The organism is Rhodococcus sp. (in: high G+C Gram-positive bacteria), assembly GCF_049299235.1.
GTDB lineage: Bacteria > Actinomycetota > Actinomycetes > Mycobacteriales > Mycobacteriaceae > Rhodococcus.
Window position 1 is genome coordinate 1 of record NZ_JBAQXC010000314.1, and the last position, 15,254, is coordinate 15,254.

General features: G+C 68.1%; 13 protein-coding genes. 11 read left to right on the forward strand and 2 right to left on the reverse strand.

The window, feature by feature from the left end:
• Window positions 1–288: GNAT family N-acetyltransferase (locus WAX14_RS19380; RefSeq protein ID WP_422629676.1), on the reverse strand; the 288-nt coding region annotated here is incomplete at its 3' end.
• 71 nt (window positions 289–359) lie between these two features.
• Between WAX14_RS19380 and mftE the strand changes: the two genes are divergently transcribed.
• From mftE to WAX14_RS19430, 10 genes are all read left to right on the forward strand, one after another.
• The gene (mftE, locus tag WAX14_RS19385; RefSeq protein WP_422629677.1) at window positions 360–1,118 is read left to right on the forward strand and encodes a mycofactocin biosynthesis peptidyl-dipeptidase MftE; all 759 of its coding nucleotides are present in this window, start codon (window positions 360–362) and stop codon (window positions 1,116–1,118) included.
• Window positions 1,115–2,524: a mycofactocin biosynthesis glycosyltransferase MftF gene (gene mftF, locus WAX14_RS19390; RefSeq protein WP_422629678.1), complete on the forward strand. Its 1,410-nt coding sequence runs from the start codon at window positions 1,115–1,117 to the stop codon at window positions 2,522–2,524. The genes mftE and mftF overlap by 4 nt, the downstream gene beginning before the upstream one ends.
• Before the next feature lies 1 nt (window position 2,525).
• Window positions 2,526–3,968, forward strand: coding sequence for a mycofactocin system GMC family oxidoreductase MftG (gene mftG, locus WAX14_RS19395; protein ID WP_422629679.1), 1,443 nt, complete (start codon window positions 2,526–2,528; stop codon window positions 3,966–3,968).
• Window positions 3,969–4,004: 36 nt separating this feature from the next.
• Window positions 4,005–5,297: a GAF domain-containing protein gene (locus WAX14_RS19400; protein ID WP_422629680.1), complete on the forward strand. Its 1,293-nt coding sequence runs from the start codon at window positions 4,005–4,007 to the stop codon at window positions 5,295–5,297.
• Between the two features lie 102 nt (window positions 5,298–5,399).
• Complete coding sequence (gene adh, locus WAX14_RS19405) at window positions 5,400–6,923, forward strand: aldehyde dehydrogenase family protein (protein WP_422629681.1); 1,524 nt, start codon at window positions 5,400–5,402, stop codon at window positions 6,921–6,923.
• Between the two features lie 321 nt (window positions 6,924–7,244).
• Entirely contained in the window at window positions 7,245–8,660 is a 1,416-nt protein-coding gene (locus WAX14_RS19410; protein WP_422629682.1) for an ethanolamine ammonia-lyase subunit EutB, read from the forward strand.
• The gene (eutC, locus tag WAX14_RS19415; protein WP_422629683.1) at window positions 8,657–9,424 is read left to right on the forward strand and encodes an ethanolamine ammonia-lyase subunit EutC; all 768 of its coding nucleotides are present in this window, start codon (window positions 8,657–8,659) and stop codon (window positions 9,422–9,424) included. Before WAX14_RS19410 ends, eutC begins: the two co-directional genes overlap by 4 nt.
• A gap of 113 nt (window positions 9,425–9,537) precedes the next feature.
• A complete protein-coding gene (locus WAX14_RS19420) occupies window positions 9,538–10,086 on the forward strand; it encodes a hypothetical protein (protein WP_422629684.1) in 549 nt (182 codons plus the stop codon).
• A 151-nt stretch (window positions 10,087–10,237) separates the two neighbouring features.
• Window positions 10,238–11,605 (forward strand): MFS transporter, encoded by a 1,368-nt coding sequence (locus WAX14_RS19425; RefSeq protein ID WP_422629685.1) that lies wholly within the window; start codon window positions 10,238–10,240, stop codon window positions 11,603–11,605.
• Between the two features lie 159 nt (window positions 11,606–11,764).
• Window positions 11,765–13,408 (forward strand): AMP-binding protein, encoded by a 1,644-nt coding sequence (locus tag WAX14_RS19430; RefSeq protein ID WP_422629686.1) that lies wholly within the window; start codon window positions 11,765–11,767, stop codon window positions 13,406–13,408.
• On the opposite strand, the gene WAX14_RS19435 is transcribed toward WAX14_RS19430, so the two are convergent.
• Complete coding sequence (locus tag WAX14_RS19435; RefSeq protein WP_422629687.1) at window positions 13,405–14,766, reverse strand: ClC family H(+)/Cl(-) exchange transporter; 1,362 nt, start codon at window positions 14,764–14,766, stop codon at window positions 13,405–13,407. The two genes, WAX14_RS19430 and WAX14_RS19435, sit on opposite strands and share 4 nt — an antisense overlap.
• A 203-nt stretch (window positions 14,767–14,969) precedes the next feature.
• On the opposite strand from WAX14_RS19435, the gene WAX14_RS19440 reads away from it, so the two are divergent.
• Window positions 14,970–15,233 (forward strand): GlsB/YeaQ/YmgE family stress response membrane protein, encoded by a 264-nt coding sequence (locus WAX14_RS19440; RefSeq protein ID WP_422629688.1) that lies wholly within the window; start codon window positions 14,970–14,972, stop codon window positions 15,231–15,233.
• The last annotated feature ends 21 nt before the right edge of the window (window positions 15,234–15,254 follow it).

Genomic DNA, 15,254 nt, shown 5'->3' on the forward strand with positions numbered 1-15,254 from the left:
CCGGGCGACACCGCGCCGCCGCGCCGCGGCCCGCACATACATGCGTTTGATCTCGGCGTCGTCGGCGCGCACGCCACGGTCGGTCGCGCCGAGCGTGCGCCAGCCGCCGATCCCGACGGGTAGGCCGTCGTCGAGGGCGAGCAGGAACGCGCCGCAGGGGGCCGTGAACTCGCCCGGCACCGGTTCGGTGTCGTCGGGTCCGCCGTACCGGTGGACGTATTCGAGTTGGAGTTCGCCGAGAAGTTCGAGGACGGTCGGATCGTCGACGCCGCGCGGTTCGATCAGCACGCGGGCAGCTTACGCGCCGCGTTCGCGCGATCCCGTACGCAACCGGCGTCGCAGCGATGTCACCACCTACCATGACACCGCCTACCATCGGGTCGGTGAACCTCGACACCGCCCGCTGGCCCGACGTCGAACCGGGACGCGCCACCGTCGCCGTTCCGGTCGGTGCGTTCGAGCAGCACGGGCCGCACCTGCCGCTCGACACCGACACCCGGATCGCATCAGCCGTCGCCACAGCCCTGTCCGGTGCCACAGCCCTGTCCGGTGCCACAGCTCTGTCCGGTGCCCCGAGCCTGGCGGATGTCGCGGTGGCCCCGCCGGTGGCCTACGGGGCGAGCGGGGAACACGAAGGGTTCGCGGGTACCGTCTCGATCGGTGCCGACGTCATGGAATCGCTCCTGGTCGAATACGGCCGGTCGGTGTGCCGGTGGGCCGCGCGCGTCGTCTTCGTCAACGGTCACGGCGGCAACGCACATGCCCTGGTGAAGGCGGTTGCGCTGCTGCGATACGAAGGTCGGGACGCCGCCTGGCTGCCGTGCTCCGTACCCGGCGGCGATGCGCACGGCGGTGACACGGAGACCAGTCTGCTGCTGCACCTGGCCCCCGACGTCGTTGCGATGGACCGCGCCGAGGTGGGTTCGACGGAATCCATCGTGACTCTGCTGCCCCGTTTGCGGGAGGGCGGTATCGTCGCCGTGTCGGCGAACGGGGTGCTGGGTGACCCCACGGCCGCCAGTGCGGAACGCGGCGCCCACATGTTCGCGGACCTGGTCGAACGCGCGACTGCGCAGGTTGCCCGCTGGCAGCCCGATGCAGAGGGGAGACTCCGGTGACGCAGGGCAAGACGGCCCGTACCCCGACGTCGCGGCTGCCCGACGGTTTCGGTGTCCGAATCGACCCGCGGGTGCGCGCGTTCTCCGACGGACGCGTCCTCATCGGCGGTTCACCGACCCGCATGCTCACGCTCGCTCCGGCCGCGGTGGCGATGCTCGACGACGGTTATCTGCGGGTGGTCGATTCGCGGACCGCGGTCGTGGCCCGCCGGCTCCTCGACTCGGGGGTCGGTAATCCACGGCCCACCGCGCTGCCGTCGACCGCGGACGTGACCGTCGTGGTGCCGGTGAAGGACAATCCGGACGGATTGGCTCGGCTGCTGCGGGCGCTCGAGTCGGTTCGGGTGATCGTCGTCGACGACGGTTCCACCGCTCCCTGTACTGCCGTCGAGAACGGTCGGGTCACGGTCCTGCGGCACGAGAGGTCGCGGGGGCCTGCTGCGGCGAGGAACACCGGAATGCGTTCGGCGACAACACCGTTCGTTGCATTTCTGGATTCCGACGTGGTGCCGCGCATCGGGTGGCTCGAAGCGATTCTCGGGCACTTCACCGATCCCGCGGTCGCGCTCGTCGCGCCACGCATCGTCGCGCTCGACCCGGACAGTGCCCCGCTCGCCCGCTACGAACACGCACGGTCGTCGTTGGACCTCGGGCGCCGCGAGGCCGCGGTCGTCGCGGGCAGTCCCGTCGCGTACGTGCCGAGCGCCGCGATGGTCGTGCGCCGCGACGTGCTCGGTGAACTCGGCGGGTTCGACGAGGACATGCAGGTCGCGGAGGACGTCGACCTGTGCTGGCGGCTGCAGCGGTCCGGCTGGCGACTGCGCTACGAACCGATCGCGCGGGTCGCGCACGACCATCGGATCGGATTTCGGAAGTGGTTCACCCGCAAGGTGTTCTACGGAACCGGTGCCGCACCGCTCGCGTCACGACATCGCGGTTCGGTCGCGCCGGTCGTGATGTCGATGTGGACGTTGATCGCCTGCGTCGCGGCGGCAACGTGCACCCGGATCGGACTGCTCGGTTCCGCGGTCTCGCTGGGGGTGACCGTGTTGCGGCTCCGGCGCATGTTCGCCGAACTGGACCGGCCCACCCGCATCGCGGCGGTCCTCACCGCGCAGGGCTTCGCGGGCGGGATGTGGCAGCTCGCCTCCGCCCTGTGCCGGCACTACTGGCCGGTCACGCTCGTCGCATCGCTGTTTTCCACCCGGGTACGACGAGCGGTCGTGGCTTTCGCTGTCGCAGAAGGAGTCTGGGACTGGTTCGGGCACCGGGAGGAGGGTGGGCTCGACCCCGTGCGCTACGTGCTCTACAAGCGACTCGACGACCTCGCGTACGGTACCGGCCTGTGGAAGGGCGCGTTCGACGCCCGCGATCCGGCGGCGCTGGTCCCGGATATTCGGAGCTGACGTGCTGCCGGCGCACGCCGACGTCGTCGTGGTCGGCGGGGGTAGTTGCGGATCGGTGGTCGCGGCACGGCTCAGCGACAACCCCGACCGGTCCGTCCTGCTCCTGGAATCGGGCGCCGGGTATCGGACGCTGCGTGATACCCCGCGCGAAATACTCGATGCGGCAACCGTTCCGGTCGGACCGGGTAGTACGTGGACCCGACGCTACCCGGCGCGGCTCACCGCGCAGGTCGCCACGACGGTGGCGCGGGGTCGCGTCCTTGGCGGTTCCGGAGCGGTCAACGGCGGCTATTTCGTGCGGGCCCGCCCGGCGGATTTCGCGCGTTGGCCGGCGACCTGGTCGTACGACGAGGTGCTCACCGACTTTCGGTCCATCGAATCCGACGCCGATTTTCCCGGCGATCTCCACGGCAGCGACGGCCCCGTGCCGGTCGCCCGCATCCCGTGGGACCGGTTGCACCCGGTGTCCGCCGCGTTCCACGAGGCCGCACTGTCCGCGGGTTTCGCCGCCGTGGACGACCTCAACGCGCCCGGCCCGGACGGGGCGGGGCGGGTCCCGTCGAACATCCGCGACGGCGTGCGCGTCGGTCCCGGGCTCGCCTACCTGCTGCCGGTGCTGCACCGGCCCAACCTCACCGTGGCCACGGGGACGGATGTGCTCCGCGTCGTCGTCGCGAGTGGTCGTGCGGTGGGCGTCGAGGTCGCGGAGGGGCACGGCATTCGCACGATCGGCGTCGGCCGCGTCGTGGTGTGCGCGGGTGCAGTCCACTCACCGCAACTGTTGATGCTGTCCGGTATCGGCCCCGCCGACGAGCTGAAACGTCTGGGAATCGCGGTGCGGCACGACCTTCCCGGTGTCGGGCAGCACGCCGTCGACCATCCCGAGGTCGCGATCCGGTACCGCTACCGGCGTGATCTGCCGACCGGGTCGCCGCTGCTCGAGACGGTCCTGCATACCGACGCTCTCGAAGTGCGGCCGTACACGGTTCCGTTCGGTGCGGCGATACCGGGGAGCGGCGTCGTCGACCCGGTGCTCGGCGTCGTGCTCACCCGGCCACTGAGCCGGGGGCGGGTCGTGCTCGATCCCGCCGACCCGTGGTCGCCGCCCACGCTCGACTACCGCTATCTGGAGGATCCGCGGGATCGCGCCCGGATGGATGCGGGGGTCCGCCTCGCGTCCGGCCTGCTCGCCGGGATGAGCGAGATCGTCGATGCGCGGAGCCTCACCACCCACCTGGGGACGTCGCTGCACCTGTCCGGTACCTGCCGGATGGGCGATGACGAGCGCTCGGTCGTCGACGAACGGTGCCGCGTTCAGGGCATCGAGCGGCTGAGTGTCGTCGACACCTCCGTGTTTCCGGAAGTGCCGAGTCGCGGCCCGCATGCGACCGCCGTGATGCTCGCCCACCGCGTTGCCACGGGGGGTTTGGCAGGACGAGTGTGACGTGGACTACAGTGTGCGGAAGGAGGGCGCAGGTAGATGACCGAAACACCACACCCGTCGGTGAACCCCTGGGTGGCGCTGCGACCCGGGGACGACGTCGCTGCGCACGCGTTGCAGGTGTCGTCCGCGCACCGGTCCTTCCTCGACGCCAAGGACGCTGCATCGACGGTGCGGTCGGTCGTGCGCGATTCGTGGCTGCGCAGCGTCGCCCGCGGCATCAACCCGAACATGGTGGATCAACCGGGTCTGATCACCGGCGCGGATCTCGAGGGATACCGCTCGGGGCATCCGATGGCGCTGATCCGTCCGGTGGTGCGCAAACTGCTCGTCGAGGACGCGACCGACGGCGGTCTGCTGATCGCGATCAGCGACGAACGCGGTCGCCTGCTGTGGGTCGAGGGCGACCACTCGGCCCGCGACCGGGCATTGTCGATCGGCTTCGTCGAAGGTTCCGACTGGAGCGAAGACCATGTCGGCACCAATGCACCGGGAACGGCTCTGGCACTGGATCATTCGGTGCAAATCTTTGCCGCCGAACACTACAACCGGACCGTGCACGAGTGGAGTTGCTCGGCGGCGCCCGTGCACGATCCGGCGAGCGGGCGCATCCTCGGCGTCATCGACATCACCGGTGGGGCCCGGGTCGCCGCGCCCGAAGTGCTGCAATTGGTGCGTGCCACCGTGGCTGCCGCCGAAGCGGAACTGCGATTGAATCTGATGAGCGCCCCGCACCTGCTGACCGGGTCGACGCCGCGCCTGGAGACGTTCGGGTCGGGCCGGCCGACGCTGCATCGTGACGGGCAGCGGATACCGGTGTCACGGCGGCACGCCGAGATCCTACTGTTGCTCGCCGACCACCCGGAGGGGCTCTGCGCGGACCTGCTGGCGGTCCTGCTCGACGAGGGCGAGCTCGACTCGGTGACGATCCGCGCGGAAATGTCGCGGCTGCGCAAGGTGTTCGGCCCTGATCGGGTGGGATCACGGCCGTATCGGCTGCTCGGGGAGCTGGTCACCGATGTCGCGGACGTTCGCGCGGCCCTCGACCGCGGCGACGTCGAGACGGCCGTGCGGTTGTACGCCGGACCGGTGTTGCCCGGATCGGTCGCGCCGGGGATCGACGAGATCCGCGACGAATTGCGCGCCCGCGTGCAGGCGGCGCTGCTGCGCGGCGGTGACGCACACCTGCTGGCGCGGTGGACGTCGTCGGTGCACGGCCGTACCGACCTCGCCGCGTGGACCGCCTACCTCACCACCGTCGATCCGAAATCGGCACTGTATGACCAGGTCAAGGCCAGGATCGACCTGATGGACCGGCAACTCGCAACGTAGTTGCAACGTCACTGCTCCTAGTGTTCTGCATCACACCCCGCGAGGGGGATTCACCGCCCGCCCGCACACCGTGCGGACCGACGAAACGCAGGAGAGACGCCGATGACCGTGTACGCCCGCCCCGGTTCACCCGACGCCCTGATGTCCTTCCAGTCGCGATACGACAACTGGATCGGCGGTCAGTGGGTCGCGCCGGTCAAGGGTCAGTACTTCGAGAACGTCACCCCGGTCACCGGGCAGCCGTTCACCGAGGTTGCCCGGTCCACCGAGGAAGACATCGAACTCGCGCTCGATGCCGCGCACGCTGCCGCCCCGGCGTGGGGTAAGACCTCGGTTGCCGAACGTGCGGTCATCCTCAACAAGATCGCCGACCGCATCGAGGAGAACCTCGAATCGATCGCTCTCGCCGAGTCGTGGGACAACGGCAAGCCGATCCGCGAAACCCTCAACGCGGACATTCCCCTCGCCGTCGACCACTTCCGCTACTTCGCGGGTGCCATTCGCGCGCAGGAGGGTTCGCTGTCGGAAATCAACTCCGACACGGTCGCCTACCACTTCCACGAGCCGCTCGGTGTCGTCGGTCAGATCATTCCGTGGAACTTCCCGATCCTCATGGCCGTGTGGAAGCTCGCTCCCGCCCTCGCCGCGGGCAATGCGGTCGTCCTCAAGCCCGCGGAGCAGACCCCCGCATCGATCCTGTATCTGTTCTCGGTCATCGGTGACCTGCTGCCGGCGGGTGTGGTGAACATCGTCAACGGTTTCGGTGTGGAGGCGGGCAAGCCGCTCGCGTCGAGCCCGCGGATCCGCAAGATCGCGTTCACCGGTGAAACCACCACCGGGCGCTTGATCATGCAGTACGCGTCGCAGAACCTGATCCCGGTCACCCTCGAACTCGGCGGCAAGAGCCCGAACATCTTCTTCTCCGACGTCCTCTCGGCCAACGACGACTACCAGGACAAGGCCCTCGAGGGCTTCACGATGTTCGCGCTGAACCAGGGCGAGGTGTGCACCTGCCCGTCTCGTTCGCTCATCCAGCGGGACATCTTCGACGACTTCCTCTCCCTCGCCGCGGTCCGTACCAAGGCGGTTCGTCAGGGCAATCCGCTCGACACCGACACCATGATCGGTGCGCAGGCCTCGAACGACCAGCTCGAGAAGATCCTGTCGTACATCGAGATCGGCAAGAACGAAGGCGCCACCGTCGTCACCGGCGGTGAACGCGCGGACCTCGGCGGCGACCTGTCGGGTGGCTACTACGTCCAGCCGACGGTGTTCAGCGGCAACAACAAGATGCGGATCTTCCAGGAGGAGATCTTCGGCCCCGTCGTGTCGGTCACCTCCTTCAACGATTTCGACGAGGCGATCTCCATCGCCAACGACACCCTCTACGGGCTCGGTGCCGGCGTGTGGTCCCGCGACGGCGGTGTCGCCTACCGTGCCGGTCGCGCGATCCAGGCCGGCCGTGTGTGGACGAACACCTACCACCAGTACCCGGCGCACGCGGCGTTCGGCGGCTACAAGCAGTCCGGTATCGGTCGCGAGAACCACCACATGATGCTCGACCACTACCAGCAGACGAAGAACCTCCTGGTGTCCTACGCTCCCAAGGCCCAGGGCTTCTTCTGATCGATCACGGATCCGCGCACCGGTTTGTCCGAGCGAACGTACCGTTCCGTCGGTTGAAGGAGCCGAACGGTACGTTCGCTCGGAAACGGGTGGTGAACACCGGAGCGAAGTGTCGGCGACCGTGACGTGCTGATCGGTCTGCTCGCCCTTCGGCTCGCGGCCGGGGAGACGATCGAACCGACCGTGACCGCGGAGACCCGACGCCTGCCCGTAACCCATCCGTGACCGCGTGCTGACGCGGCAGGCACCACACGGCCGTACGGTGAGGCCGGGCGGTCCCGACGGACCGCCGTGTCGACGAGGCGGAGGGCCGGTCCGGACGTGACGATCTACACGCAGCACCTCGCGGGAACGACCTACCGTTTCGACGGGCTCGTCGATCTGCTCGCCAAGGCGACACCGCTGCGGTCGGGTGACGAACTGTCCGGGTGCGCAGCCGAATCCGATGCCGAACGCGCCGCGGCCCAATGGGCGCTCGCCGACGTGCCCCTCGAGGTGTTCCTCACCGAACCGGTGGTCCCGTACGAGACGGACGAGGTCACCCGGCTCATCCTGGACAGCCACGACCGCGCCGCGTTCGCGCCGATTGCGTCGCTGACCGTCGGCGGCCTGCGCGACCGGTTGCTCGACACCGCGGCGCGCACCGACTCCGCTGCCGAGCTGGGCGCGCTCGCTCCGGGTCTCACTCCCGAAATGGTCGCGGCCGTCGGCAAACTCATGGGCAACCAGGATCTGATCACGGTGGCCCGCGCGGTCACCGTGACGACCGCGTTCCGGACCACCGTCGGACTGCCGGGCCGGCTCGCAACCCGCCTGCAACCGAACCATCCGACCGACGATGTACACGGCATCGCCGCTGCGATCCTCGACGGCCTGCTCATGGGGTGCGGCGACGCCGTCGTCGGCATCAACCCGGCGACCGATTCGCCGGAGGTCACCGCGGACCTGCTGCGCCTGCTCGACGAGATCCGGCAGCGCTACGACGTACCCATCCAGTCGTGTGTGCTCTCGCACGTCACCACGACCCTCGGGCTGATCGAAACCGGCGCGCCCGTGGACCTGGTGTTCCAGTCGATCGCGGGCACCGAGGGTGCCAACACCGGGTTCGGCGTGAACCTTGCGTTGCTGCGGGAGGCGAACGAGGCGGGACGCTCGCTCGGGCGCGGCACCGTCGGGGACAACGTCATGTATTTCGAAACCGGTCAGGGTTCGGCGTTGTCGGCCGGTGCGCACCTCGGCTCGGGTGGCCGGCCGGTCGATCAGCAGACCCTCGAGGCCCGTGCATACGCGGTCGCCCGGGAATTCGATCCGCTGCTTGTCAATACGGTCGTCGGGTTCATCGGACCCGAATATCTCTACAACGGGAAGCAGATTGTGCGGGCCGGTCTCGAGGACCACTTCTGCGGCACACTGCTGGGCCTGCCCATGGGGGTGGACGTCTGCTACACCAACCACGCAGACGCCGATCAGGACGACCTGGACACCCTGCTCACGCTCCTCGCAGTCGCGGGCGTGTCGTTCGTGATCACGGTCCCCGGTGCCGACGACGTGATGCTCGGCTACCAGTCGCTTTCGTTCCACGACGCCCTGTACGTCCGGCGTGCGCTGGGATTGCGTCCCGCGCCGGAGTTCGAACGGTGGCTCCAGGGACTGGGCATGGCGGACGACCACGGGCGGATCCTGCCCGTCGATCCGTCCGCGTCGCCGTTGCGCGTACTCGCGGGCGGTGCCCGATGACAGATCACTTCTGGGATCCGCTGCGCGCGACCACGCAGGCGAGGATCGGTCTGGGTCGCGCGGGGAACGCTCTCCCGACCGCGAGGATCCTCGAGTTCCGGGCTGCACACGCCGCTGCCCGCGACGCCGTGCACGAACCACTCGATGTGGAAGTGCTTGCCGCGCAGGTGAACAACATAGGGATCGGTACTCCGATCGTGGCGTGCAGCCGGGTCCGCGACCGCGGTGAGTATCTGCGTCGCCCGGATCTCGGACGGCTGCCTGCCGATCTCGGCGCCGTACCGGAATCGAGGTCGGACATCGGGTTCGTCCTGGCCGACGGATTGTCGCCGCGCGCGCTCGTCGAACATGGCGCCGCGCTGACCGCGGCGATCGTCGCGGCGCTGCCCCGGCATCTGACGGTCGCGCCGCCGGTGATCACGACGTTCGCGCGGGTCGCACTCGGGGATCACATCGGTGCGGCCCTGCGGGTACGCACCGTGCTGGTTCTGATCGGAGAACGACCGGGACTGTCCGTTGCGGACAGCCTCGGGGTGTATCTCACCCACGACCCGGTGCCGGGGCGGACCGACGCCGAACGCAACTGCGTGTCCAATATTCATCCGCCCGGCGGTCTCGGCTACGAGTCGGCCGCGCGGGTCGTCGCAGGCCTGGTCGACGGCGCGCGCAGGTTGGGCCGGTCCGGTGTCGACCTGAAGGACAGCTCGCGGACGGTCGAAGCATCGGAGCGCGGTGGCCTGGACGGTCCGGCTGCGGGCAGGTAGCGACGGCTGCCGGGGCTGGCGTCCTCGCCGGCAGGTCGGGTGCGTCAGAATCGAGGCGCCGTCCGACCGGGCGGCACGGACCCGCCCGTGTGCCGGGCGATGAGGAGTTGGTTATGGCGTTCGCAGGAAATGTCGATGAACTGGCGCTGCTGCAGACGGTGTCGCTCAAGAAGGCCGTCACCGCCGAGGTGATCGCCGCTCACCTGGGCGTGGGGGTGGGCGCGGGCCAGGCTGCCTACGACGCACTGATCGAGCAGGGCAAGGCCGCCGAGAACAGTGGGGCGATCTCGCTGACGGACAAGGGGCAGTCGGAGCTGGCCGATCAGCTCGACGCCGAGCGGGTGTCCATCGACGAGGACTCGATCGCGGAACTGTTCGAGCAGTTCGGTCCTCTCGACGACGAACTCGGTTCGCTGTTGTCCGATGTCGACTCGGACGGTTTCGTCGATGCACTGACTGCACTGGATCGCAAGGCGCAGAACCTTTTCGACGACGTGTCGGCGTTCGTGCCGCGGCTCTCGCGTTACCAGGATCTGTTCTCGGAGGCGCTCGGCAAGGTCAAGGGCGGCGCCCTGACGTGGGCGACCGCGGGCAACATCGATTCGTACGCCACGGTGTGGGGCGAGATGCGGGCCGAGCTCGCGGGAGCTTCCGGAAACTGACGCGCGCAGTCCTTCGTCGAGCGAACTATGTGATCCGTCTCACATCCACCCTCTTTCGGGGGTAGTGGGGGAGTGAGGCGGATCACTACGTTTTCTCCCAACCCCCGCAGCGGACACGCTGCGGCCGGACGGAAGACAACGGAGGACAACCGTGACCACAGTGTCGACAGAGGGGACCCCCACTCCGGTGGGGCCCGGAGGCGCGCATCGTGCCGCGCCGCCGGCGCCGGCGAAGGGAGGCCCCGGTATCCGTCGCGTGGCCATCGCCAGCTGTATGGGTACCACCATCGAGTTCTACGACTTCTTCATCTACGGAACGGCCGCCGCCCTGGTCTTCCCGACGGTGTTCTTCCCCGCGCTCGGCGCGACCGCCGGCACCGTCGCCTCGTTCGCGACCTTCGCGGTCGCCTTCATCGCCCGTCCCGTCGGCGCGATGCTGTTCGGGCACTTCGGCGACCGCATCGGCCGCAAGAAGACTCTGGTCTCCACGCTGCTGCTCATGGGCATCTCGACGCTGCTCATCGGGTTGCTGCCCGGCGCGGGCACGATCGGTGTCGCCGCACCGATCATCCTGGTGCTGTTGAGGTTTGCGCAGGGATTCGCCGTCGGTGGCGAATGGGCCGGCGCGACCCTGCTCACCGCCGAGTACGCGCCGCCCGGCAAACGCGGCATGTACGCGATGTTCCCGCAGCTCGGCCCGGCCATCGCGTTTGCACTGTCGAGCGGCACCTTCCTGTTCACAGGTCTCGCCCTCGGTGACACCAATGACGCCTTCCTCACCTACGGATGGCGAATCCCGTTCCTGTTCAGCATCGTTCTCGTCGGCATCGGCCTGTACATGCGGCTGGCCATCGAGGAGACTCCCGTCTTCCGCACCGAACAGGAAGCTCGCAGAGCCGCACCCGCCGAGAAGCGCACTCTGCCGTTCCTCGACGCGCTGCGCTACCAGACCAAGGAGATCCTGCTCTCTGCCGGCGCGCTCGCGATCATGTTCGCGTTCTTCTACATGGGCACCGCCTATCTGACGAGCTATGCGACGTCGAACCTCGGCTTCTCGCGACCGTTCGTCCTCGTCGTCGGCATCTGCTCGTCGGTCGTCTTCGGCGCCGCGATCATCCTGTCGGCCCTCTACTCCGATCGAGTCGGCCGTCGCCGCGTCATCATGATCTCGTGCGCCTTCGCCGTCGTCTGGGCACTGGCACTGTTTCCCCTGCTCGACACGGGCTCTCCGATCGCATTCGTGATCGGCATGGTCGTCACCCTCTCGATCTTCGGCATCGCGTACGGGCCCTGCGGCGCGCTGCTGCCGGAGATGTTCCACACCCGCTACCGGTACACCGGTGCCGGCCTCGGCTACAACCTCGCCGGCGTACTCGGTGGAGCCATCCCGCCGATGCTCGCCGCGCCGTTGGCCGCGTCGTACGGCGGCATCGCCATCGGTGTGATGCTCGCTGCGCTCGGCGTCCTGAGCCTGGTGTGCACCAGGGCGCTCGTCGAGACACGCGATCGAGCTCTGTAGATCGTGCCGGTGCCCTCCCCGTCACCCGGGGAGGGCACCGCTCGCTGCCGGCCGCACCGGGGCGGCAGTTCGCAATCCGAACACCGGTGGTCCCGGAAAGGGCGAGGATGGGTGGACGAGCACCACTTGCCCGACCGGGCCGCGAGACAAGGAGAACCGATGACCGGCACCGCCACACCCGAACTCCCCAGTTACACGTCGGGAGCGTGGGACGTTCCGCTGCTCGGCGACACGATCGGAGGAAACTTCGATCGCACGGTCGCCCGGCACTCGGAGCGGGACGCACTCGTGGAACGAGCGTCGGGGCGACGCTGGACCTACGCCGAACTTGCCGCGGAGGTCGATGCCCTCGCACTCGGACTGCTGCGGGCGGGTATCGCCAAGGGTGACCGGGTCGGAATCTGGGCGCCGAACTGTGCGGAATGGGTATTCGTGCAGTACGCCACCGCGAAGATCGGGGCGGTTCTCGTCAACATCAACCCGGCCTACCGGTCGCACGAGTTGCAGTACGTGCTCTCCCAGGCGGGTATCCGGATGATCGTTGCAGCACCGAGTTTCAAGACCTCCGACTACGCGGGGATGATCGCCGAGGTGCGCGGTGACTGCCCGGATCTCGAGCAGGTGGTGCTGCTCGGTTACCCGGAGTGGAACGAGATCGTCGAGTCCGGGCGTGCCGCGCTGTCCACCGACCGGACCCGGCTCGACGCCGCGCAGGACGATCTGTCACCGGACGATCCCATCAACATCCAGTACACCTCGGGGACAACGGGATTCCCGAAGGGCGCCACGCTCAGTCACCACAACATCCTCAACAACGGATTCTTCGTCGGGGAGCTGTGCCACTACACCGAGCACGACAGGGTCTGTGTGGTGCCACCCCTCTATCATTGCTTCGGGATGGTGATGGGAAATCTCGCCTGCACGAGCCACGGTGCGGCGATCGTGTTCCCGGCGCCGTCCTTCGATCCGGCGCTGACACTCGCCGCCGTCGCCGAGGAACGCTGCACGTCGCTGTACGGGGTGCCCACGATGTTCATTGCCGAGCTCGCCGAGCCCGATTTCGACGACTACGACCTGTCGAGTCTGCGTACCGGCATCATGGCAGGCTCGCCGTGCCCCGTCGAGGTGATGAAGCAGGTCATCGATCGCATGGGCATGACGGAGGTGGCCATCTGTTACGGCATGACCGAAACGTCCCCGGTGTCGCTGCAGACCCGCAGCGACGACACGATCGAGCAGCGCACCGCCACGGTCGGTCGCGTCGGCCCGCACCTCGAGGTCAAGATCGTCGACCCGGTGTCGGGCCTGACCGTACCGCGCGGTGAGCCGGGCGAACTGTGCACGCGCGGGTATTCGGTGATGCTGGGCTACTGGGACCAGCCCGAGAAGACGGCCGAGGCGATCGACGCGGCACGCTGGATGCACACCGGTGATATCGGGATCATGGACGCCGACGGATACGTCTCGATCACCGGCCGTATCAAGGACATGGTCATCCGCGGAGGCGAGAACATCTACCCGCGGGAGATCGAGGAGTTCCTCTACACCCATCCGGACATCCTCGATGCCCAGGTTGTCGGCGTCCCCGACGAGAAGTACGGCGAGGAACTGATGGCGTGGATCCGGATGCGGGAAGGCGCCGATCCGCTCGACGCGGATGCGGTCCGAGAATTCTGCGCCGGTAAACTCGCGCACTACAAGATTCCCCGATTCGTCCACGTCGTCGACGAGTTTCCGATGACGGTGACAGGGAAGGTCCGCAAGGTGGAGATGCGGCAGATTTCCATCGGTCTGATCGGTTAGGGTGAGGCTCCGCCGCCGGTGCGTCCCTCGGGCGCTTCCGAACTCCCGAAGGGCGCACGAATTCTCAAACTGTCGTAGATCGGTTCGGACCGTGCGAGCTGGGCGACGAGAACTGCGGCAGCGACCGCCACGGTCATCGGGACGGTGATCGTCGCGGTCGCTGTCATCTCGACGACGAGCACGATCCCGGTGATCGGAGCGCGCACCGTTGCGGCGAAGAACGCTGACATGCCCGCCAACGCCATCGCTGTTGTCGTCGACGGATCGAGTACCGGCAGAACGGTATCCGCGGCCGTCGCGAACAGGATTCCCCACAGTGCGCCCACGGCGAGGAGCGGAGCGAACAGTCCACCGGGTGTCCCCGCCGCATACGACAGGGGGCCGGCAACGAAGCGCAGCGTCAGCAGTGTCACTGCGGTCGCCACCGGTAGGGTGCCGCCGCTGACGATGCGTTCGGACAGAGCGTCGCCGCCGCCCGCCGCCAGCGGATCGATCACGAGCAGCATCCCCACGGCACCGCCGATCGCAGCTGCCGTCGCGACCGGCGGTATCCGGCGCAGCGTCAGCGCTGCCGTGGTGTCCAGGAACTTCAGGATCAGCCGGTTGTAGATCACGCCGAGTATCCCGGTGCACAGCCCGAATCCGACGAACAGCGGAAGCAGTGTCAGTGCCGGGGGTTCCACGGAACCCACTGCGAAATCGGGTCGATTTCCGAGGATCAACCGGGAACACCCGACGGCCGCGGCGACCGCGAACAGTGTGGGCACCACGGTGCGCACATCGAACGACTTCCGGACCTCCTCGACGGTGAACAGCGCCCCGCCGAGCGGAGCGTTGAACGCCACGGCCAGCCCCGCACCGGCGATCGCGGACTGGACGAGCCGGACGTCTCGGTCGGGAAGTCCTGCCCTCCGGCCGGTTTCGGCGCCGAGCGCGGCGCCCATGTGTACGGTGGGACCTTCGCGACCGAGGACCATACCCGACCCGATCGCGGCGAGACCGCCGAAGAACTTCGCAGGCAGCACCCGCAGCGGCGGTGCGTCGGTCTCTCCGCGGCTCACGGCTTCGACGTGCTGGATGCCGCTGCCGGACGCAAGTGGAACGGACCTGACGATCAATGCTGCGACGGTAGCGCCGAGCGTGGTGACCGCAACGGGGACGAGCCATGCCGGTCCCGGTGCAGTCTCGGCCCAGTGCAGGAGATCGATCCGCCACCGGTCCGCGATGTCGAGGCACCAGCGGAACGCTCCGCCGACGAAGCCGATCGCGACGCCGGCCACGACCGCGACGATGCACAGGATCGGCAGCCGGCCACCGGGTAGGGCGACGTCGGAGTGGGACGTGCTTCGTGCGTCCACGGCTGGACGCTAGCACCGGCCGCCCGTCTGCGGCCGCGTTCGACAGGGTTGGATCGAGTCGATGCCGGTAAACAGATCGGCGGGTAAACAGATCGGAACGATTTGTGCAGTTTTCACCGGATGTCCCCGTCGTGTCGCTATCTTCATGATCATCGGTGACATACCGTCGGTGCGGCTCATGTCACGACTGAGAGGAGCTTGCAATGATTGGAAGCATCATCGGCACGATCATTTTCGGCGCAGTGATCGGTGTGCTCGCGCGCCTGGTGATTCCCGGCAAGCAGGCGATGGGCTGGGTGATCACCGTGGTGCTCGGTATCGCGGGCGCGCTCATCGGCTACTGGGTGTGGGAAGGTCTCCTCGACAAGGGAGACACCGGTGGCATCGACTGGATCCGCTGGTTCATCTCCATCGCCGCAGCGGCCGTACTCACCCTCGGCTACACCGCCGCGACGAAGGGTCGCTAGCTACGTGCCTCTCACGGCCGC